The sequence below is a fragment of the Pseudomonas fluorescens genome (assembly GCF_902497745.1).
Taxonomy (GTDB): Bacteria; Pseudomonadota; Gammaproteobacteria; order Pseudomonadales; family Pseudomonadaceae; genus Aquipseudomonas; species Aquipseudomonas fluorescens_BM.
The window spans coordinates 460,505-481,972 of record NZ_CABVHJ010000002.1 but is presented as its reverse complement, the minus strand read 5'-3'; the positions used below and the strand labels follow the sequence as shown (position 1 = coordinate 481,972).

Here is a 21,468-nt window from a genome sequence, read left to right as displayed (position 1 = left end):
GGAGCACTGACATGGCGTCTGTAAATGCCTCCCACGACGATGACGAAGATGCCGCGGTGGACAGCATTAACATCACCCCGCTGGTCGACGTGCTGATGGTGGTGCTGGTGATGTTCATCCTCACCGCCACTGCGCAGGTCTCCGGGATCCAGATCAACCTGCCCAAGGCCAGCGCCTCGGTGTCGCTGTCCGAGGCCAAGACCAAGGCAATTTCGGTCAACGACGGCGGCCAGGTGTTCCTCGACGCCTATCCGGTGACATTGGCTGAACTGGAGGAACGCCTGCGCATCGAGAAAGCGCAGAGCCCGGATTTCCCGGTGATCGTGCGCGGCGATGCGACGGTGCAATACCAGAAAGTCATTGAAGTGCTGGATCTGTTGCGCCGGCTCGAACTGTCCCAGGTCGGTCTTGTGACCGGCAAACCGAGTCAGGGCTGAGTCATGACCGCACAACTCCCGATCGAGCCGCTGCCGGTGAAAAAACCAGCGCTGCGTTATGCGAAGTGGGGCGCCGGATTGCTGATCGGCGCGCTCGCCGCGTGGTTCCTGTGGCAGTGGGCCAACGACATGAGCGGCATCCGCCGCGAAGCGCCGAAGGTGCCGACGATCATTCCGTTGCCGCCACCGCCACCTCCGCCGCCGGAAAAACCGCCGGAGCCGGAAACCCCGGTGGAAGAGAAAGTCGTCGAGCCCGAGCCAACCCCCGAACCGGAAGAGGTCAAGCCCGAGGAAGAAGCGCCGCCATCGCCGGCGGATGATCTGGCCAACCCGATGCAAATGGACGGCGACGCGCAAAGCGGCAACGACGCCTTCAACATCGGCGCGGGCAAGGGTGGCGGCATGGCCGGGACCGGCGGCGGGCGTCTGGGCACCGGGACGTACAGCCAGTTTCTGGCGTTCACCTTCCAGCGTTTGCTGCGCGAGAACCCCGAGCTGCGCAACCTCGCGTTTTCGCTGCAGGCCGATGTCTGGCTGAGCAGCGTTGGCGAGATCACCCGGGTCGAGCTGATCAAGTCCAGCGGCAACCCCGAAATCGATACCCAGGTGCTGGCGGCGTTGCGCGGTGCCCCAGCGCTGAGCGAACGGCCACCGGCCTCCATCACTTTGCCTGTGCGCCTGTCCCTGCAAGGGCGGCGTCCGGGTTAATTCACTTATTTACGCTTTGCCAAAAGGAGTTGTGTGCAGATGATTTCCAACGTGAATCGATTGTCCCTGGCGGTCGGCATGGTCATTGCGACCCTGGTCGGTCAGGCCGTGGCAGCGCCTGCGCCCTCGGAGAACGCCACGATCAATCTGATCCGCTTGCTGGTCGAGCAGGGCATTCTGAAACAGGACAAGGCTGACGCGCTGATCGCACAGGCGCAGAACGAAGCGGCTCAGGCCAAACAGGCTGCCGCATCCACTGCCGTAGCCGCCGGACCCGTAGCCGCGCCGGGCGATGTCCGCGTGCAATATGTGCCGGCGGCGGTGCGTGACCAGATCCGCGACCAGGTCAAAGCCGAAGTCATGGCCACCGCCAAACAGGAAAACTGGGCCGCGCCCAACAGCTTCCCGGAATGGGCTGCGCGCATCAGTTTCGACGGCGACATTCGCCTGCGCAACGAATCGCGCTACTACTCGGACAGCAACAGCAACGAGATCGTCGACTTCGCCAAGCTCAACAACGGCCCGTACGACGTCAATCCGAACAGCAGCACCAATCTACCGCCGTTGCTCAATACTCGCGAAGACCGTACCAACCAGTTCCGCATCCGCGCACGGCTGGGCATGAAAGCAGAGATTTCGCCGCAATGGACCGCCGGTATTCGTATCGGCACCGGTTCGGACAACAACCCGGTGTCGACCACGCAAAACCTCGGCGGCGGTTTCGCCAAGAAGGATATCTGGCTCGACCAGGGCTACCTGAACTGGAAGCCCACGGATGAGCTGACCCTGACCGGCGGGCGCTTTGCCAACCCGTTCATGTCCACCGACATGCTCTATTCCAACGACTTGAATTTCGACGGTGTGGCAGCGATTTTCGACCACAAGCTCAATCGCGATTGGGGCGTGTTCGGCACCGTCGGCGCGTTCCCGGTGGACTACACCAACGACACCGCCAGCAGCAACGGCTTCGACAAGGAAGAGAGCGACAACAAGTGGCTTTACGGCGCGCAGATCGGCGCCAAATGGGCGATCAACAGCAACAACCGCTTGAAAGGTGCACTGGCGTACTACCGTTTCGACGACATTCAGGGCCAGCGTTCCAGCCCTTGCGAACCGTGGGCCGGCGCACCGGGCTGTGATAGCGATGGCAGCCGAGCAGCGTTTATGCAGAAGGGCAACAGCGTGTTCCTGCTGCGCGACATCACGCCGAACCCGCTCAACCCGACCACCACGCCGCAGCCGCAATTCGTTGGCCTCGCTTCCGAATTCAATCTGCTGGACTTGAACGTAATGTGGGATGCCGACCTGCCAGAAGACTTCAAACTGCGCAGCCAGGGCAACTACATCCACAACCTCGCGTACGACGAAGGCGACATGCGCAAGCGCTCGGCCGGGCAGATCGTTAACAACCTCGATAGCAACGGCGACATCGAAAGCGGCGCCAATGCGTGGATGGTGCAGTTCACCCTCGGCAGCGCGCTGGACCTGAAAAAGCAGGGCGACTGGAACATGTTTGCCGGCTACAAATACATCCAGCCTGATGCCTTGCCGGACGGTTTCAACGATTCGTCGTTCCACCTCGGCGGCACCAACGCCAAGGGTTATTTCATCGGCGGCAACTACGGTCTGGCGAAAAACGTTTACGCCACCGGTCGCTGGATGAGTACCGAAGCGGTGTACGGCGCGCCGTTCGACATCGACGTCTTGCAGCTTGAGATCAACACGCGCTTCTAAGGCGCCGGGAGAGGGTTATGAAAACGCGATTTGTGTTGCTCGGGCTCGGGCTGTTGATCGCCACTGGGGCCAGCGCTGAAGGCATGGAAGAACGCCTGCGCACGCAATTGCGCAGCACCACGCAACAGTTGCAGGCCCTGCAAAGTCAGCAGGCCCAGGCCAGCGCCGCGCAACTGGCGGCGCAAAACGAGGCCAAGGCTGCGCAGGCGCAAATCAAGCAATTGACTGCCGAACTGGCCAAGGCCAAAGGCGTTGCCGAACAGCTCGCCGGGCAGCAGCAGAGCCTGCACAGCCAGGCGCAGGCACAAGTGGCGGCCAGCACCGAGCAGACCGGTAAGTTCAAAAAGGCCTATGACGAGTTGCTGGTCATGGCCCGTGCCAAAGAGGCAGAACGGTCTAAGCTTCAAGCGCAATTGGCTGAACGTGACACACAAGTGCAGCAATGTTCAGTCAAGAATCAGCAGATGTACGGCGTCGCCAAACAGATCCTCACTGCCTACGAAAACATCGACGTGGCCGAGGTGATGAAGATCCGCCAGCCCTTCGCGGGCAGCGCCCGGGTCAAGTTCGATGAACTGGCTCAGGGGTTCGGTGACGAGCTCTACAAGACACAATTCGACGCGCCGCAAGCTGCGCTCACGCACTGATAAACAAGGAAGAAGTAATGACTCAATTGATCAGCCATGTTTCCCCACAATCCCTGACCGACGTCCTGCAAGCCGCCGGTTATCGCGTCAACCAGACTGAACAGAACGGCATCGTCCAGTTGCTCAGCGCCAGCCAGGGCATTGGTTACGCCGTGCGTTTCGGTAATCCGGCGGTGGAGCAGGGCAGCTACGTCGATTTCACCTTCAGTTGTGCGCTGCGGGTTCAGGGTGAGTTGCCGCAAGGTGTGGCCGAGCAGTGGAACGCCAGCCGTCGTTTTGCGCGCTTGTCGTTGCAGGGCGAGTTTCTGGTGATGGAAATGGACGTGGTCGTGGCGGCGGGCGTGAGCAACGATCACCTGCGCGGCAACCTGGAATTGTGGGATCGCCTGCTGCAAGAGTTCATCGTTTATCTGCGTGATTTCACCCAGAACGGCACTGCGCAGACCGCCAAAGTCGCCGTCGCCGAGCAAGAGGAAGTCGCGCTGTGAAAAAGCCTGCCATGGTGATCAGCGCCGCTGCGGTGGCGCTGTTGGTGGTGGCCGTGGCGCTGGTGGTGCGGCCGGGCAGTGACCCGGTCGCCGCCCAGCAATCGTCGTCTGTGGCGGCGGTTGCAACGGGGCCGGCGGTGGCGCGCTTGGGCAATCAGCAGGTGTCGCCTGATGAATTACAGGCGTTGCTGGCGACAGTACCGCCGGAAACCCGCGAGCAGTTGCGCGGCAATCGTGAAGCGCTGGAGCGCTGGATTCGCACGCGTCTGGCCGAGAAAGCCGTGCTGGAGCAGGCTGATGCGCAGGGATGGGCGCAGCGTCCGGAGGTTGCGCGGCAGACTCGTGCGGCGACTGAGCAGATTGTGTTCCGTGATTACTTGCGTTCGGTCAGCCAGGTGCCGGCGGATTACCCGAGTGCGGCTGAGTTGCAGCAGGCCTATGACGCTGGCAAGGCGAATTGGCAGACGCCGGCGCTGTATCGGGTCAGTCAGCTTTTCCTTGGGGTGAATGATCCGCAGACTTTGGAAACGGTGCGCAAGCAGGCGCTCGAACTGAGCAAAAAAGCCCAGGCGACGCCGGCAGAATTTGCCGCGCTGGCGACTCAATATTCGCAGGATCGCGTCACCGCTGAACGTGGCGGTGATAGCGGCCTGCAACCGTTGCAGCAATTGGTCCCGGAAGTGCGAAGCGCCGTGGCGCGGCTCAAGGTTGGCGCAGTCTCTGATCCCGTTCAAAGTGCCGCCGGGTTCCATGTGATCAAACTCACCGAACAACAGCCAGCACGCATCGCGACTTTGGATGAACTGCGCGATCAACTGACCCAGGCCTTGCGCGCCCAGCGTCAGGAACAGATCGCCCAGGCGTATCTGGACGGCATGCTCAACACCGCGACGCTGAGCATCGACGGTGCCGAACTCAACAAAGTCCTCGAGGAAAAACACTAATCCCAGTTCCACCGCTACCCCTGTGGGAGCGAGCTTGCTCGCGAAAGCGTCAGCACATTCAACATATTTGCTGACTGACACTCCGCTTTCGCGAGCAAGCTCGCTCCCACAGAGATCTATGGTGCACTCAAGACAAATACAAAGATCGACAGGGAGTCATCGATGTCATTCACCGAACCCGCAGGACGACCGGGCACCAGCGATTACCGCTGGTCACACGACAACAGCGAACCGTGGCTCGCACATGCCGCCACCATCGACAGCGACGTCGCGCAATACTTCCTGGTCAGCGCCCGCTGTGGTTGCTTCATGCAAGCCGCGCGCAGCCTCAACGTCCGTTCGACCCTGCTGCGCAAACAACTCGCGCAACTGGAGCAGGAACTGCAACACACCCTGTTCAGCTTCCAGGGCAGTGCCCTGAGCCTGACCCGCGAAGGCCAACAGCTGCAGGCCAAACTCATAGCGCTGGCCAACGAACGCAAACTCCCGGTAATCGAACAACCATTGATTCGCCTGGCTGTCGCCGAATCGATCCTCCACGACATCCTCGGCCGGGACCTCATCGCACTGCTGCGCCGCAACGCCAGCGTGCGTCTGGAAATCATCGCGCTGGACAGCGAACTGTCCCTGCGCGCGGTCAGCGCCGACGTCGTCCTCTGGCTGGCCCACGGCGAAACCCCACACCCCGGCCCGACCTTCGCCACCAGTGAACCGCAAGCGCTGGCACGTCTCGACTACCAGCCACACATCGCCAAACGCTACTCCCGCGTCACCGCGCGCCCGGACAGCCCCGACGACCTCGCCGATTTCATGCTCGTGCAATGGCAGCATGACCGGCAGATCGACAGCTTCCGGCCATGGAATGACCTGGTCGAACAGCGGTTGGCCGGGGTGGTGCAGATGCAGTCTTATGAATTGATGCTGGAGATGATTCGCTGCAGCGCGTGCATTGGGTTGTTGCCAGCGTATATGAGCCGGTTTGATCGGGGGCTGATCGCGCTACCGGGGTTGTTTAAAGAGCCGATGCAATTGCAGGCATGGCTGGCGGTCAATGCCGATTCGCAGAATGTGGCCGAAGTGCTGACCCTCACGGACCTCATTCATCACACTTTCTCCGAGCGCCACGAATGGTTTCAGTCCTGACGTATTTTCCTGTGGGAGCGAGCGTGCTCGCGAAAGCGATCTGGCCACCGGCATTGATATCAACTGATCCGACGCCAGCGGTGAGGCCCGCCCGGAAAACCACACTCCCTCTGAATGCACCCAATCCAACTGTAGGAGCTAACCTGCTAGCGAAACCGCTCGATCAACCGCTGCAAAGCCTGAATGAAAGGGCGCAAGGTAGAAGTTTCAGATCCAGCCTCAAACCCGCAACGGGATCCGCCGTCCAATACCTTCTCATGCAGGCCTCTTCAAATATTCCAGCTTGTTGATTTTATTCACGAAAAATCGGAGATCTCTCAGGGGGCGTCTTCGTCCAGCCAGGGTTTTCAGTCAGGGATGGTAATAATGCAAGTGCCCAAAGTTGACGGTGAAACGCACCCGCCCCACATCGACCCATCCAGGAGATACCATATGATTTGTCTTGTCGTAACACCATCGCATCCAGCAGGGTTAGGCTCGAATCCCGCATAAAAATTATGAATATCCTCGTATCCGTCATAATCGTCTATTGTGTTTGACGCGCGGAAGAGCGGGGTAAATCCGGGGTTTGTTTTTGCCCATGCCAGGGCCTGTGCATGGGTCATCTGCGTTTTATTCCAAAGCACCCTGCGTCTCGGGTTGTCGACTGTAATATCGATCACCTTGGTTTGACCCACTGAATCCTGAACCGTGATCGTGGCAGTACCTGTGAGGAGTCCTCTGATGTCGCCATTACCATTGACCGTTGCAATTTCAGGCCTGGATGATGTGTAGGTGATAGGGGGAATACCACCTGTAGCTTTTCTGACCGTCCGGGATAGAGAAGGTATTGCGCCGGTCGGTGTCCACGGTAATCCAGTGCCGGCGATCGACAGTGTTATCCAATATAATTTGATCGGGGAGACGTCCACTACGAGTTCGGGAACCCCAGTGAGTGATCTTGCTTCCGATTCTGCGCCCGAGCCGTCGGCAGTGGTATCGCCTATGACAACGGCTTTTTCTGATGTGGCTTCTAGCTGGCGAACTTCGATACCGTTGGGCAAAACTTTGGTCGACGTTAGTGTTAGCGCGACGGCAGATGTTTGCGGCTCATTGTTAGTCGTCATGTTCAAGCTCCTGCATTGTGTTTGGACAGGAACAATCAAAGCGCTTTAAAAGGAATTGCGCACCTGTCAGATCTGACAGGTGCGGACCGAAATCCGACGGATGGTAAGGTAGTGAGGCGGTCACGTGTTCTTGTCATTTGATGAGTCGGCGACTGAAAAATCGCTTTCGCGAGCAGGCTCGCTTCCACCATTTTTGCTCTCGCCATACGGGTCAGGTGCGGTTTAGAGTCATCAGCCACTCATCGATCAAGGAAGGATCCGCCATGCCCGACCACAACCCCGCCATCCACCTCGAACGTTTCAACGAATCACACGTAGAGGCCGTCACCGCGCTGTACAACGATCCAGCCGTGGCTCGCCAGGTGCTGCAGATGCCGTTTCAGTCCGTTGAGGTCTGGCGTCAACGGGTGATGGCGGATAACGAGCGGGCGGTAAAACTGGTTGCGCTGCATCAGGGTGTGGTGATCGGCAATCTGGGGCTGGAGGCTCATTCACGGATGCGCCGGGCGCATGCCGGCAGTTTCGGTATGGGCGTTGCGGTGGCGTGGCAGGGCAAAGGCGTCGGTTCGAAGTTGTTGGCGGCGGCGCTGGATGTCGCCGACAACTGGATGAACCTGCACCGCGTCGAACTCTCGGTTTATGCCGACAATGAGGCCGCCATCGCGCTCTACCGCAAATTCGGTTTCGAAACTGAAGGCCTGTTCCGCGACTACGCCGTGCGCGACGGGGAATGGGTCGACACCCTGAGCATGGCCCGCCTGCGCAATCGCCCGAAAACCTGACTCAGTCGCCCAGCGCGAACGCCACCGCCGACTGTGCATGCAGTTCGGTGGTGTCGAGCAGGGGCAGGGCGCTGTGTTCGGGTTTGATCAACATGCCGATTTCCGTGCAGCCGAGGATGATCGCCTGGGCGCCACGCGCGGTGAGGGATTCGATCACTCGCTGATAGATTTGTCGCGATTGATCGCTGATTACGCCGACGCAGAGTTCGTCGTAGATGATCCGGTGCACATCCTTGCGCTCGGCTTCGTCCGGGACTAACACGGTCAAGCCTTGGGCGATCAGGCGCTGCTTGAGGAAATCCTGTTCCATGGTGAATGCCGTGCCGAGCAATCCCACGGTGCGTGCGTCGATTGCCAGTGCAGCGTGTGCGGCCGGTTCAGCAATGTGCAGAAACGGAATGCTGATCGCCGCCTGAATCTGTTCGGCGACTTTGTGCATGGTATTGGTACACAGCACCACGCATTCGGCGCCACCGGCTTCAAGCCTGCGCGCAGCATCCACCAGAATCGCCGCCGCATCGTCCCAGCGCCCGGCGTGCTGGGCCTGTTCAACAGGGCCGAAGTCGACGCTGTACATCAGCAATTGTGCTGAGCGCAACGGGCCGAGACGGTCGCGGACTTGCTGATTGATGAGGCGATAGTATTCGGCGCTGGATTCCCAGCTCATGCCGCCGATCAGGCCGATGGTGCGCATTGGATGTCCTCAGGCAAATGACAGTGTCGAGCGTTCAGGTCTGCGCGGAGTTTCCTTTTGTTCACGATCCGATGCCAGCAAACAATGACTGTACTGCTGAAGTTTCACCCAAGTGTCATGGTGCTGCGTCGGGCTTGCTGCAGCTTAATCGTACGTAGCGGCTGGTATCTGCCACTATCGAGTATTGCAGGTCCTTTCCGAGGAACACCGCTATGGACGACGTACAACAACTGGGTGAGATGCTTCGTCATTACGCCGAGAGCGAAGCGCACAAGAAGCAACTGTTCGAGACGCAATCAGCCGCTTGGGCCACGCGGATTACTGCACTGTTCGGTGATATTCAGCAATGGCTGGAGCCGGTGCAGGCACCGAATCTGCTGGAGGTGAGTCGTGAGTCGTACGTTGCATTCGGGCCGAGTACACCGGTGGAAACCTCGACCTTCAAGACCGAGAAACTGAGCATTGTGATTGCCGGCAAACCGGTGGAGTTCGTGCCGGATGTGATGGGCAGTGGCGGGCAGATTTCATTGGCGGTGATGGGGTTGACGGCGGCGCGTTATGGCAGCATTTCGCTGGTGGGATTGGCGGACGGCACGTGGCAGTGGCGCAAGACCAATGGCTTGAAGGATCCGGATACTTTTGCCTTTGACGCAAACTTCCTTGCCCAGCAGTTGCGGAGCCTGATTCCGCGCGACCGTAGTTAAGATCAAGAGCTTACCCCCTCACCCCAGCCCTCTCCCCCAGGGGGGCGAGGGGGAAAGGGAGCAGACCGAGCGCTGTTCAAAACCTGAGTTCAACTTGATATTTCAGGTCGGTGTAACTCGAATAATCAACTCGGTCAGTTCCCTCTCCGCCAGTGGTCGAGGGGGAAAGAGGGCAGACCGAGTGCTGTTCAAAACCAGAGTTCGACTCGATATCTCAGGTCGGTGTAACTCGAATAATCAACTCGGTCAGTCCCCTCTCCCTCTGGGAGAGGGCTAGGGTGAGGGCAGCCCACCTGACACCCTCACATATCAAGATTCACCCACCCCGGCTTCGCCACCTCCGGCGCCACCGCTTTCACGGTTTTCCCGGTAGCCAGCTCAACCCGCCGCGCCACCTCCGGGTCATCGGCAAACGGCACCATGCTCGCCTCATCCAGGCTGTCCGCCGTCTCCCGCCGCAAGCAGTACTCCACAGCCAGCCACAGAAACACCACGCCCAACACATCAAAGAAAATCTCCATCACGAGCGGCTCCCTGCCTCAGGCGATCTGCGCTTCACGGTGGGCCAATGCCACGTCGGCAACCCGCACCGTGCGCCAGACGTTGTAAGCCATCAGCAACATCCCGGTGAGGAAGAACACCCCGCCAGCAAAGCGCACGATGAACCCTGGATGACTGGCCTGCAGCGCCTCGACAAACGAATAGGTCAGCGTGCCGTCCTCGTTGATCGCCCGCCACATCAAGCCCTGAGTGATGCCGTTGACCCACATCGAGGCGATGTACAACACCGTGCCGATGGTCGCCAGCCAGAAGTGCAGGTTGATCAGCGGCGTGCTGTACATCTGCTCGCGGCCAAACACTTTCGGCACCATGTGATAAGTCGCGCCGAAGGTGATCATTGCCACCCAACCCAAGGCACCAGCGTGCACGTGGCCGATGGTCCAGTCGGTGTAGTGGGAGAGGGCGTTAACGGTTTTGATCGCCATCATCGGCCCTTCGAACGTCGACATGCCGTAAAACGCCAGCGACAGCACGAGGAAGCGCAGGATCGGGTCGGTGCGCAACTTATGCCAGGCGCCGGACAAGGTCATCATGCCGTTGATCATCCCGCCCCAGCTCGGCGCCAGCAGGATCAGCGACATCGCCATGCCCAGTGATTGCGCCCAGTCCGGCAGTGCGGTGTAGTGCAAATGGTGCGGGCCGGCCCAGATGTACAGGGTGATCAGCGCCCAGAAATGCACGATCGATAACCGGTATGAATACACCGGCCGATTAACCTGTTTCGGCACGAAGTAATACATCATCCCGAGGAAACCGGTGGTCAGGAAGAAACCCACCGCGTTGTGCCCGTACCACCACTGCACCATCGCGTCGGTGGCGCCGGAATACACCGGATACGACTTGAACCAGTCCACCGGAATCGACAGGTGATTGACCACATGCAGCATGGCGATCACCAGAATGAACGCGCCGAAAAACCAGTTACCGACGTAGATGTGTTTGGTCTTGCGCTGCACCACGGTGGTGAAAAACACGATGGCGTAGGCGACCCAGACCACGGCCATCCACACTGCGCCGGAGAATTCGATCTCGGCGTATTCCTTGGTGGTGGTGTAGCCCAGCGGCAGGGTGACCAGCATGATCACAATCACCGATTGCCAGCCCCAGAAGGTGAACGCGGCGAGGGTGTCCGAGTACAGCCGCACCTGGCAGGTCCGCTGCACCGCGTAGTAACTGGCGGCGAATTGCGCGCTGCCGGCGAAGCCAAAAATCACCAGGCTGGTGTGCAGCGGTCTTAGACGGCCAAAGGTGGTCCACGGCAGATCCAGATTCATCTCAGGCCACACCAGTTGCGAGGCGATCAAAACACCCATAGCCATGCCCACCACACCCCAGAAAATTGTGGCAATGACGAATTGGCGGACGACCTTGTAGTTATAAGCCTGTCCGATTGTTGCTGTACTCATGGTCAGTTCATCCACGGTTGCAAAGTCTTGCCAGGCCACCCGGTCTGGCATGAGCTGCACTGTAGAAACCCCGTCAGAAACAAAACAGGCTCAGGAATCCTTGATTTGTGCGGATCAGATTTAAGGGCAGACTGCGGCGTTCTGCCGCGCCCTGATATGGTTTTTATCGCTTCAGGTGAATCTGTAACGTGCTGCGCTGCTTCGTCATAGTGCTCTGAAGAAAACTGTGGGAGCGAGCCTGCTCGCGAATGCGGTGTGTCAGCCAACAATGCAGTTGCCTGACACACCGCATTCGCGAGCAGGCTCGCTCCCACAGGAATAACTGATGAGGTGGCAGTTGCATGTATCAATACGATGATTACGACCGGGCGCTGGTGTTCGAGCGTGTTGCGCAGTTTCGCGATCAGGTCGAGCGCTTCATGGCCGGGGAATTGAGCGAAGAGGAGTTCCTGCCGCTGCGCCTGCAAAACGGCCTGTACATGCAAAAGCACGCCTACATGCTGCGCGTGGCGATTCCCTACGGCACGTTGAGCGCCGAGCAGATGCGCACACTGGCGAGCATCGCCAGTGATTACGATCGCGGTTACGGCCACTTCACCACGCGGCAGAACATGCAGTTCAACTGGATCGAACTGAGCGACGTGCCGGATATTCTCGAACGTCTGGCGCAGGTCAACATGCATGCGATCCAGACCTCCGGCAACTGCGTGCGCAACATCACTACCGAGGCTTTCGCCGGGGTCGCGGCGGACGAGTTGATCGACCCGCGTCCACTGGCCGAGATTCTGCGGCAGTGGTCGACGATCAACCCGGAATTCCTGTTTCTGCCGCGCAAATTCAAGATCGCCATCTGCTCGGCCAAACAGGATCGCGCGGCGATCATGATGCATGACATCGGTCTGTATCTTTACCCCGGTCGCGACGGGCAGATGCTGCTGCGAGTGATCGTCGGCGGTGGTTTGGGGCGCACGCCGATTCTTGGTTTGCAGATCCGCAAAGGCTTGCCGTGGCAGCATTTGTTGTCCTACGTTGAGGCCGTGCTGCGCGTGTACAACCGCTACGGCCGGCGCGACAACAAGTACAAGGCGCGCATCAAGATTCTGGTCAAGGCGCTGGGCATCGAGGCGTTTGCCAAGGAAGTCGAAGAGGAATGGCAACACCTCAAGGACGGCCCTGCGCAGTTGACCGAGGACGAATATCAACGGGTCGCCAGTGCCTTTGTGCCGCCGGTTTATCACAGCCTGGCCGACACCGATCTGGACTTCGGCACGCGCCTGGCCGAAAGCCCGGCGTTCGCCCGTTGGGTCGCGCGCAATGTACAACCGCACAAGGTGCCGGGTTACACCAGCGTGGTGCTGTCGACCAAACCGGGCATGGCGGCGCCACCGGGGGATGTCACCGCTGTGCAGATGCTGGCGGTGGCTGACTGGTCGCAGCGTTTCGGTTTTGGCGAGATTCGGATCGCCCATGAGCAGAACATCGTCCTGCCCGATGTGCCGAAAACCGACCTCTACGCGCTGTGGCAACTGGCGTGCAAGCACGATCTGGGCAGCGCCAACGTCGGCCTGTTGACCGACATCATTGCCTGCCCCGGCGGCGACTTCTGTGCACTGGCCAACGCCAAATCGATCCCGATTGCCCAAGCGATTCAGGCACGTTTCGACAACCTCGATTACCTGCATGATCTGGGCGATATCAGCCTGAACATTTCTGGTTGCATGAATGCTTGCGGCCATCACCACATCGGCAATATCGGCATTCTTGGCGTCGATAAGAACGGCAGCGAGTGGTATCAGATCACCCTCGGCGGCGCCCAAGGCAAACACAGCGCGCTGGGCAAAGTCATCGGCCCGTCGTTCAGCGCCGCTGAAGTGCCGCAAGTGATCGAGCGGATCATCGGCACCTTTGTGCGCTATCGCGAGCACGAAGAGTTGTTTGTCGACACCGTGGCGCGAATCGGAATGGAGCCATTCAAGGAACGGGTCTATCCGAAGACGCTGGAGGCCACGGCATGAACAATCTGTTGCGGCTGGAGCAGGGCGTGGCGCGGATAGTCACGGATGATCCATGGACGCTGGTACGTGAGCCTTCGACGCCAAGGCCTGACGGGTTGTTGATGTTGCCGCTGGGGTATTGGCTGGAATCACCGTCGACTCATGCGGTGTGGCTTGGCCCGGACGATGAGGTCGAAAGCCTGGTGCCGTGGTTGCGATCTCTGCCGCTGATTGCGCTGGACTTCCCGAGTTTTCGCGACGGCCGCGCTTACAGCCAGGCGTATCTGCTGCGCAGTCGGTTCGGCTGGTCAGGGGAGTTGCGCGCGATTGGCGATGTGTTGCGCGATCAGCTCAGCCATATGCGCCAGTGCGGGTTCGACAGTTTTGCGGTGCGTGAGGATAAATCGGCTGAGGATGCACTAAAGGGATTGGCCGGGATGAGCGTGCTGTATGGGCGTTCGGTAATTGAACCGCGACCGCTTTTTCGGCGGCGCTAACCCTTTGCCCGGACAGGGGAAACCCTTAGGAACCTTACCGATTGGGCATTTTTCCTTGGGTCGATGGTGGCCTTTTGGTAGAGTCGCCGTCGCCAGCGGGTTTTCGGCTGGACGATGGAACCGAAGAAGGGAGTCTGATCAGTGAGTCCGGGCAAAAAAATCCTCGGCCTCACAGCGTTGCTTTTGATGGTGACGCTGTGGGCCAGTTACTTTTATGTATTCAAGGAAAACCGCAGCGGTCAGCTTGGCGGTGTCGGCGAAAGCACCGCGTGGTGCGGCACGCCACCGTCCACCGAAGCGGCGTTGCTGGGCAAGGACCAACTGACCTTGCGCGTCACCAATAACCTGCGCGGCGAGTTCATGCTAAGCGGCTCCCTGGTGGTTTCGGAACGCACCTTCAACCGTTACGACCTGGGCCGCAACGAACTGCGCCTGCGTCTGGAACCGTTGCAGTGGTCCTACGGCGTCACACCGATCTTCCTTGAGCAGATCAAGGTCCAGCCGCTGAGCCGCAACCTGTCGGCCACCAACAAAAGCGCCTACGCCGAACTTGAACCACGGCCGATCGGAGTGCAGGGTCAAGTCACTGAATTCCCTTTCGACAACTACCGCTACGGCTATAAACCGGTGCTTTATTACCTCAAGGGCAGCGAGCGAATTGATCTGCGCTTCAAGAACATCACCACGTTGATGGAGATGTCCAATACCTTCACACCGATCCAGAAGTACAACCGTGTCGACTACATCAACGAGAACAACTCGATGATCCGCGACGAGGATTACAAAGCGTACGGGCCGCACGAATGTGCCTTCAGTGTCGAGCGCAAAGGCTCGTTCAAGGTTGTCGTGTTGTTGCTGCTGTTGGTGCTGTGCCTGCCGCTGTTGCTGGTGTTCTACCGTAATGAACCTGGGATCGACTTCCTTGCCACGCTGTTGGGCGCTGCAATCGTGCGGGTGCTGCTGATCGGGCCGGTGCAGGACTTCCAGTTGTACAACATCGATTTCCTGTTGGGTGCGGCGATTCTGCTGGTGGGGACGGTGTCGCTGATCAAGGCGATGCACATTAATAGTCGGCGGGAGATGGCGTTGCGTAGTGGTGAGACGTCGTCCTGGTAATCGGGTGAACCCTTAAGAGCCCCTCACCCTAACCCTCTCCCGGAGGGAGAGGGGACTGAATGGGGGATATTTGAGAGATACACCGACCTGAGCGATTGGCTTTGAATCCATATTCGACTCTATTTTTCAGGTCGATGTACCTCGCCATTCAACTCGGTCGGTCCCCTCTCCCTCTGGGAGAGGGTTAGGGTGAGGGAAGCCAATCTCCAGCCAATCACTTAAGCGCCGGATCCCCCATGTTCATCTTCTTCCACCCTTGCAACAGCACCTGCGCCTTCGGCTCCTGCCCACTGTCGAGATACCACTGAATCAGCGACAACCGCGCATTGCGGTTCGCCGGTTGCACCTTGAGCAAACCTTCCAGCACAGCGCACGCCTCATCGACCTTGCCGCTTTCATGCAGCGCCACCGCCAGCACATAACCGTACTGCGCGTTCTGCGGTTCCAGTTGCGCGGCTTTCTTCAGCGGTGACATGGCGTCGGCAGCCTTGCCCGCGCGGATCAGCGACAGACCTTGGGTGTGCTGTAACAGCGCCACGTCCGGATGTTGCCTGAGGCTGTCATCCAGCAACTTTTGCGATTCGGGAAGTCGGCCATTGGCCTCCAGCCACTGCACCAGCGTCACCAGCGCCGGGTAGAAATCCGGGTCGCGCTTGAGTGCCGAGCGCAGCAGACCTTCCACTTCCGAACCACGGCCACTGGCCTGATACAGCATCGCCAGATTCAGATTGGCCTCGGCACGTTCCAGCAGGCTCTTCTGCACCGCTTCATATTCGCCAATCGCCGCATCCCAATTGGCTTGCGCTGCGCCAAGACCGCCATCGCGCGCAACACTCAACAGATCCCGCGCGGCAATGATGCGTACCGCTTTCACTGGATCACCCAGCAACGGCGCCAACATCGGCGCGCGCTCCGGCGGCGGCAGGAACGCACTGATCGCCCGCACAGCACTTTCACGCACCTGAGGTGCCGGGTTCTTCAGGTCCATCGTCGCCAGTTTCAACGCCTGTTCACTCGGATACAGCGGCAACTCCGCAAGCAATGTCGAGCGCTGGATCGCTGGCAAGTTGCTGCGCTGCAACTGTTCGTACAGCGCATCAGCGGCGCCCGGCTGACCATTGCGGATAAGCCACAGGCTTTCGTCATAACGCGGTGCCTGCGGTGTAGAGGAGGCATTCCACAACTTGAACTGCGCGGTGACCTTGTCGCCAGCCTTGCCTTGGTGACAGGTCAGACACGCGTCCGGCGTGCCGAGCTTCTGCGCTCGCTCCGGGTTGGGAATGCTGAAACTGTGGTCATGGCGGAAGTCGTTGCCCATGTAGAACTTGCCGGGCATATGACAATCCACGCACTGCGAACCGGGCTGCCCCGGGGTGTGACGGGTGTGTTCAATGGAATCGTAGTTCTTCGCTTGCAGGCCTTTGCCGTCGACACCTTCGATTGAAGTCTTGCCGGCGGTGTTGTGGCATTGCAGGCACACCGCGTTGCCCGCTGCTTTCAGTTCGCTGCTGTGTGGGTTGTGGCAGTTGCTGCACCGCACACCTTTGTCGAACATTTTGCTCTGCAGAAACGAGCCATGTTCGAAGACCTCATCCTTGATCTTGCCGTCCAGCGCATACAACTCGCGGGTGAGGGTGCTCGGCAGGTAGTCGTCCATCAAGCGCTTGCCGACGGTGTAGCCATCACCCAAAGGCGCACGGCGCGCATGGCAGCGGGCGCAGGTTTCGATCTCGACGGTGGCGTTCTTGTCCTTGAGATCGACATCGAAACCCTGATGGATCAGATCAGTTTTTTTCTGCGTCCATTCCAAGTGATTTGATGCCGGCCCGTGACACGCCTGGCAACCGACGCCGAGACTGTTCCACTGACTGTTGAAGGTATTGCTAGACGCATCGAAATTGCGCTTGAAACCGGTGGTGTGGCACTCGACACACATGAAGTTGGCGTTCTGGCTTGGCTTGCTCCAGTGCAGCGGGTTCTTGAAGTTCACGCCCTGGCCGGGGTAGAGGTGGAACCAGCGGTTTTTCTCGGTATCCCACGCCACACCGAGTGCCTGCAAACGGCCTTCACCGACTTCGATCAGGTACTGCTGCAGCGGCGCGATGCCGAAAGTGTAGGCGACTTTGAAGTCGGCATTCTTGCCGTCGATACCGGGCGTGTTGACCCAGAACGCATCGACCTTGCGTGAGAAACGTGTGATCTCGTTTTCAGCTTTGAAGACGACGTTGTTGAAATCACCGAGCATCGTTTCAGCGTTCGCCGCCTGCATCGCCAATTGGTGATGTGAGCCTTGCCAGTCCTTGACCTGTTCGGAGTGGCAACCTTGACATTGTTGTTCATCCACCATGGTTGCCGGTTTGCTTGCGAGCACGGCTTGCGGCTTGGCGGGGGCGACAACGGGGGCGCTGACCGGCGCAGGTTTCACCGGCACCGAAGCCGGGCTGAACAGAAACCAGCCAATCCCCGCCACGGCGGCCAGCAGCACGCCAATGGTGATCGGGAACAGATATTTTGAGAGTGAAGATCGAGGCGAATCAGGGTCAGGTTGTGCTGTTTTATTTTTATGCTTGGGCATTGCGACTTCCGTAGTCCAGGTGCATTTGCCGTCTGGCGTGCGTTCAAGCCCGGTGCAGCTTTGCCGGATGACCGGTGTCTGTCAAATGACCGTTGTGATGCGCCGCGCAGCCTTGCGTGAATATTGTGCTTTGCAATCGCAATTACTGAGGTTTTAGCTATACCTGTAACTCCCCCAGGCAAAGTTTTCGGCCTTCTGACAGGAGTTACAGCATGAAGCTAGCAGTGATGATGGGCACACTGTGTTTTGCCACCCTCGCAGTGGTAGGTTGTTCCAGCAAAACCGTCGACCCTAAAGAGTACTCCGGCTTCCTCAAGGACTACAGCCAGCTCAAGGAGGCCAAATCCCCGTCCGGTGCCGAGGTCATGCGCTGGATCGATCCGAAGGTCGACGTCAGGAAATTCACCAGTGTGTATATCGAGCCGACCCAGCTCTACCCGAAACCGCAACCGACCGCGAAGATCTCCCAGCAAACCCTTAATGGCATTACCTCCTACTACGATCAGGCACTCAAACGTGAGATCGGCAAAGACTTGCCGCTGGCCACCGGCCCAGGCCCTGGCGTGATTGTGGTGCGTGCGGCGATCACCGCCGTGAGCAGCAAGACCGAAGGCCTGCACGCGTATGAAGTGATTCCGATCGCTCTGGTCGCCGCAGCGGTCAGCACGGCCAGCGGTATCCGCGATCAGGAAACCACTCTGGCCACCGAAGCGGTGTTCCTCGATGGCGCGAACAACAAGGTCGTCGCGCAAGTGGTGCGCAAAGGCACCGGCAAACCACTGGAAAATGATTCGCAGGCAATGAGCACTAACGACGTCAAACCCGTCATTGATGGCTGGGCCTCAGACCTGCGTCAGTCGTATCTGAAGCTCAAGGCAGCCAAGTAAACGTACGAGGCCGGATTGTCCGCGAGGACCGTCCGGCCTGTGCACACCCTCAGAAATTGGCGCGTGCCTGACGGTTGTAGTGGCTGAGCAGGGCGTCGTAGCCACGGGTGACGGCGTAGTAGTCGTCGCTCAAGCGTTGCGGTTCGGCGTGGTTCTGCCAGTCCTTGTGCAGGGTGTTCAGTGCCTCGAGATAGTGCTGCGCAGGCTCACGGATGTGGCGCCACAGCTCGCGCGCATCATCGTCTTTGTTACGGAAACCAGGCTCACGCGGGCCGATGAAAGGCCCACCGCGATTCCACGCCTGTTGCAGATCAGCGGTGGTTTCGGCCACGGCTTGCGCGGTCAGGGTGCGGTGTTTCATCCCGTCTTCCAGCAGTTCCAGTGTCTCCCGGGCCTGAATCATGTACGCCAGCAGCGACCAGTGGATCTCCTTGCCTACGCGTTCCTCAAGGAGCTTGAGCTGTTCGGGTCGCTGCGCGACGTCCAGTGGCAGTAGTTCTTTCCTCAAGGCAGTCGATGCGTTGATATAGGCATTGCTGGCGGTCTGAATTTGCGCCAGAACTCGCGGTGTCTGGTCAAACGGGACGACAAAGAAGCTCGCACTTTTATCGAGTCGAGTCGGTGGCGAAATCACCGATGCCCACTTCAGTGCTTGCGCGTAGTCACGGACTTTCTGCGACAGCGCTGGCTGGTATGCCAGCAGCTCGAGCTTTTCGTTGATATCCCGCAGGCAGGTATCCTCCTGGATGTCACGCACAGTGAACGCATCGCTGTTATCGAAATCCTGTGGCTCGGAAATATACTTTCCGAATGCATCACGGGTTGGCCGCTGATGTTCGTTTTTGTCGTAGGCGTTGCGCCAGTGCACATCGACGCGGTTGACGCAGGCGATGATCGGACTCAACGCGTTGGCCTGCGCGGTCACGGGGGATTCGCGCTGATCAAGCCACAGGTCGAGCTTCAGGAACGGTCGGGTCGCGCTCGACAGCCCCATCACCACCAGAACGACCACTACGCCGCTGACAAACATGAATCTCGACGTCATGGCCGTGCCTCCGCGGGATACCACTGTTCACGGGTGGCCGGAGCGCCGCAATCGAAAGAACTCGCCGGCAACCGGCTACACAAACGCTCCGCCCAGGGTTGCAGGCCCTGATTGCGATTGACCGTGCCTTGGCCGGCGGCCACTTTGAACACGCCCAGCACCAGCACCAGGGCGACAACCCCAAGTAGCGTCAGGCCGATTTTCGCCGGCAGGTTGGTCTTTTCCCAGGACGTGTGTGGCTTGACCTGACGGCGACGGATCAAACCCACGCAGGCCAGTGTCGCGGCATAGACGACGCCAGCGATGGGGCCGAAAAACCAGCTGAGCCCGGCCACCATCAGTGCGCAGGGAATCAGGTCGCGCAGCACGCCGAACGGCGCAGCGTCCTTGGCGAACCCCGGCCACAACCGCGCGCTGAGGCGGTCATCCAGCTGCCAATGGGTGTGCGCCAGTTCGTGAGTCAGCCAGTTGATGCCCGCAGCGATCACTCCAAACACGATCGTTGAGGTCATGACGATATTGATCAGCCCGGTGACGCGCAGCCCCAGCGGGATGAAATGAGTAAACGCACCGATCAGACAGGCCAGCACCACGCCAACGTAGGTCGGCCATTCGCCGCGTTTCAGTTCCCAGTCGCGCCAGAAGAACGCGGTGCCACCGGGCAACTCAGCGCAGACCTTCGGATGATTGGCGTACAGCGCCGAACTCAAATGTCGGCAATGTTCCCAATCTTTCTCACGCAGGCGCCGGGCCAGCGCGCGACGCTGGCTGAACGGGCCAGTGCCGAGCAACAGGCGGGCGGCGCGGTGTTCGGCAGTGGCGGGCGGCTCTTGCGCGAGCTGACGTTGTTGCGCGATAAAAATCGGTGCCTCATGGCGCGCGACCAGACGCTTCCATTCATCTTGCGGGCAACGGTTGGCCGGGCCGGAATGCCAGCCCTGGCCAGCACACACCTGTTCGAAAATTTCGGAGGACCAGTATTCGCTGTCCAACAACAGACGGCTCAGGAACAGGTTGAACCACTGCCGGTGAACTTCAGCGTCAAGCCATAGACATTGGCCGCATTGGACGTAGGCCTGTAAAAAGACGTCGCTGTCTTCGTGTTCGAGAGCGTCAGCCAACGGTCGAGTGATGCGCTGGCGTTGTTGCGTCAGCAAATGCTCGATCGATTCCTCGTCCAGTTCCAGCCGTTGCCAGGCACTGAACCAGTGATAGGTCTGCACCGCCCAATCGACCATCGGCGCTGATGTTTGCGGGTTCTCGATGCAATGCTGCAGCAGGGTCTCTTCGAGGATATGCGCGCAACCCTGCTCAACGGCGAGGGCATGGCGCTGTTGCAACTGCGCAAGGCTGGTGCCGTGCAGCGAGCGAGTTGCCTGTTGCAAGGCATCGACTTCGACCACGGTCAGGCCGGTCAAATCCCAGCTGTCGTCCTGCGCTTCGTTGTCTTCGTTGGCCTGCGCCCATTCCTTGTAATTCAGGGCTTGCTCGTAGGCGTCACGCAGGCGCTGGAAGCCCTCGGCGTCTTCGTCCGGACGGGTCTGTTTGAGCAGGGCAGCGTATTGGCGTTTGATACTGCGCGTATCGGCGTCGGCCGTGAGGCCAAGGACGGTCCAGCAACTCATTGCGTGTACAACTCCATGAAAACCTGCGACGCGGTCCAGTAATGGCACTTTGATTTTGCGCACCCTACCTGTTTCGCGTCGAAAAGTCCTCAGCCGTGGTTTATTTGCCGACGAACCAGCGGAAATACGGGTTGCCGCCATCGCCGCGCATCACCCGCCAACTGACCCTGCAAGGGGACGGCGCAGTGGCGACAGGAGCTGTCGAATGAAACGAGGCTGCGATCTTTTGATCGTGTTTTTTAAATGCAAAATCAAAAGATCGTCCGATCGCGGCCCGAGCCTTCGGCAGCTCCTACCTGTGCGTATTTCAATTCGGGATGTTTAAGGTTGTTTTGAATTTGCGGAACGTTCCCACAAGGTTTTCAGGTTGTCCGT

At 59.3% G+C, this 21,468-nt stretch carries 20 protein-coding genes; 13 read left to right on the top strand and 7 right to left on the bottom strand.

What is annotated here, in order from left to right:
* The first annotated feature begins 11 nt into the window (after positions 1-11).
* The 7 genes from F8N44_RS04835 (at position 12) to F8N44_RS04805 (ending at position 6,101) form a co-directional block, all read left to right on the top strand.
* A complete protein-coding gene (locus tag F8N44_RS04835) occupies positions 12-437 on the top strand; it encodes an ExbD/TolR family protein (protein ID WP_007915482.1) in 426 nt (141 codons plus the stop codon).
* A 3-nt stretch (positions 438-440) separates the two neighbouring features.
* Positions 441-1,145 carry an energy transducer TonB gene (locus F8N44_RS04830; RefSeq protein WP_007915486.1) on the top strand — a complete coding sequence of 235 codons (705 nt, stop codon included), beginning with the start codon at positions 441-443 and terminating at the stop codon, positions 1,143-1,145.
* Positions 1,146-1,184: 39 nt separating this feature from the next.
* Positions 1,185-2,879 (top strand): putative porin, encoded by a 1,695-nt coding sequence (locus tag F8N44_RS04825; RefSeq protein ID WP_150649534.1) that lies wholly within the window; start codon positions 1,185-1,187, stop codon positions 2,877-2,879.
* A 17-nt stretch (positions 2,880-2,896) separates the two neighbouring features.
* Positions 2,897-3,526, top strand: coding sequence for a DNA repair protein (locus F8N44_RS04820; RefSeq protein ID WP_150649533.1), 630 nt, complete (start codon positions 2,897-2,899; stop codon positions 3,524-3,526).
* Positions 3,527-3,543: 17 nt separating this feature from the next.
* Positions 3,544-4,014 (top strand): YbjN domain-containing protein, encoded by a 471-nt coding sequence (locus tag F8N44_RS04815; protein WP_122844138.1) that lies wholly within the window; start codon positions 3,544-3,546, stop codon positions 4,012-4,014.
* A complete protein-coding gene (locus F8N44_RS04810; RefSeq protein ID WP_150649532.1) occupies positions 4,011-4,958 on the top strand; it encodes a peptidylprolyl isomerase in 948 nt (315 codons plus the stop codon). Before F8N44_RS04815 ends, F8N44_RS04810 begins: the two co-directional genes overlap by 4 nt.
* Before the next feature lie 162 nt (positions 4,959-5,120).
* The gene (locus F8N44_RS04805; protein ID WP_150649531.1) at positions 5,121-6,101 is read left to right on the top strand and encodes a LysR family transcriptional regulator; all 981 of its coding nucleotides are present in this window, start codon (positions 5,121-5,123) and stop codon (positions 6,099-6,101) included.
* 347 nt (positions 6,102-6,448) lie between these two features.
* On the opposite strand, the gene F8N44_RS04800 is transcribed toward F8N44_RS04805, so the two are convergent.
* Positions 6,449-7,207 (bottom strand): Ig-like domain-containing protein, encoded by a 759-nt coding sequence (locus tag F8N44_RS04800; RefSeq protein ID WP_150649530.1) that lies wholly within the window; start codon positions 7,205-7,207, stop codon positions 6,449-6,451.
* A 263-nt stretch (positions 7,208-7,470) separates the two neighbouring features.
* Between F8N44_RS04800 and F8N44_RS04795 the strand changes: the two genes are divergently transcribed.
* Complete coding sequence (locus tag F8N44_RS04795; protein WP_150649529.1) at positions 7,471-7,989, top strand: GNAT family N-acetyltransferase; 519 nt, start codon at positions 7,471-7,473, stop codon at positions 7,987-7,989.
* A 1-nt stretch (position 7,990) separates the two neighbouring features.
* Here F8N44_RS04795 and F8N44_RS04790 read toward each other — a convergent pair whose 3' ends face one another.
* Positions 7,991-8,683 (bottom strand): aspartate/glutamate racemase family protein, encoded by a 693-nt coding sequence (locus F8N44_RS04790; RefSeq protein WP_150649528.1) that lies wholly within the window; start codon positions 8,681-8,683, stop codon positions 7,991-7,993.
* A 212-nt stretch (positions 8,684-8,895) separates the two neighbouring features.
* Here F8N44_RS04790 and F8N44_RS04785 point away from each other — a divergent pair, with 212 nt between their 5' ends.
* On the top strand, positions 8,896-9,387 hold the full coding sequence (locus F8N44_RS04785) for a hypothetical protein (protein WP_150649527.1): 492 nt from the start codon (positions 8,896-8,898) through the stop codon (positions 9,385-9,387).
* A gap of 302 nt (positions 9,388-9,689) precedes the next feature.
* Here F8N44_RS04785 and F8N44_RS04780 read toward each other — a convergent pair whose 3' ends face one another.
* Entirely contained in the window at positions 9,690-9,908 is a 219-nt protein-coding gene (locus F8N44_RS04780) for a hypothetical protein (protein ID WP_016983187.1), read from the bottom strand.
* An 18-nt stretch (positions 9,909-9,926) separates the two neighbouring features.
* A complete protein-coding gene (ccoN, locus tag F8N44_RS04775; protein ID WP_150649526.1) occupies positions 9,927-11,354 on the bottom strand; it encodes a cytochrome-c oxidase, cbb3-type subunit I in 1,428 nt (475 codons plus the stop codon).
* 341 nt (positions 11,355-11,695) lie between these two features.
* Here ccoN and F8N44_RS04765 point away from each other — a divergent pair, with 341 nt between their 5' ends.
* From F8N44_RS04765 to F8N44_RS04755, 3 genes are all read left to right on the top strand, one after another.
* A complete protein-coding gene (locus F8N44_RS04765) occupies positions 11,696-13,369 on the top strand; it encodes a nitrite/sulfite reductase (protein WP_150649525.1) in 1,674 nt (557 codons plus the stop codon).
* Entirely contained in the window at positions 13,366-13,845 is a 480-nt protein-coding gene (locus F8N44_RS04760) for a DUF934 domain-containing protein (RefSeq protein WP_150649524.1), read from the top strand. Before F8N44_RS04765 ends, F8N44_RS04760 begins: the two co-directional genes overlap by 4 nt.
* Positions 13,846-13,986: 141 nt before the next feature.
* On the top strand, positions 13,987-14,961 hold the full coding sequence (locus F8N44_RS04755; protein WP_150649523.1) for a hypothetical protein: 975 nt from the start codon (positions 13,987-13,989) through the stop codon (positions 14,959-14,961).
* Between the two features lie 214 nt (positions 14,962-15,175).
* Here F8N44_RS04755 and F8N44_RS04750 read toward each other — a convergent pair whose 3' ends face one another.
* The gene (locus F8N44_RS04750) at positions 15,176-17,536 is read right to left on the bottom strand and encodes a tetratricopeptide repeat protein (RefSeq protein ID WP_150649522.1); all 2,361 of its coding nucleotides are present in this window, start codon (positions 17,534-17,536) and stop codon (positions 15,176-15,178) included.
* 212 nt (positions 17,537-17,748) lie between these two features.
* Here F8N44_RS04750 and F8N44_RS04745 point away from each other — a divergent pair, with 212 nt between their 5' ends.
* Positions 17,749-18,423 carry a DUF3313 domain-containing protein gene (locus F8N44_RS04745; protein WP_150649521.1) on the top strand — a complete coding sequence of 225 codons (675 nt, stop codon included), beginning with the start codon at positions 17,749-17,751 and terminating at the stop codon, positions 18,421-18,423.
* Positions 18,424-18,472: 49 nt separating this feature from the next.
* Here F8N44_RS04745 and F8N44_RS04740 read toward each other — a convergent pair whose 3' ends face one another.
* Both F8N44_RS04740 and F8N44_RS04735 read right to left on the bottom strand, forming a co-directional pair.
* On the bottom strand, positions 18,473-19,468 hold the full coding sequence (locus F8N44_RS04740; protein ID WP_150649520.1) for a DUF3829 domain-containing protein: 996 nt from the start codon (positions 19,466-19,468) through the stop codon (positions 18,473-18,475).
* Entirely contained in the window at positions 19,465-21,093 is a 1,629-nt protein-coding gene (locus tag F8N44_RS04735) for a J domain-containing protein (protein WP_150649519.1), read from the bottom strand. Before F8N44_RS04735 ends, F8N44_RS04740 begins: the two co-directional genes overlap by 4 nt.
* Positions 21,094-21,468: the final 375 nt, after the last annotated feature.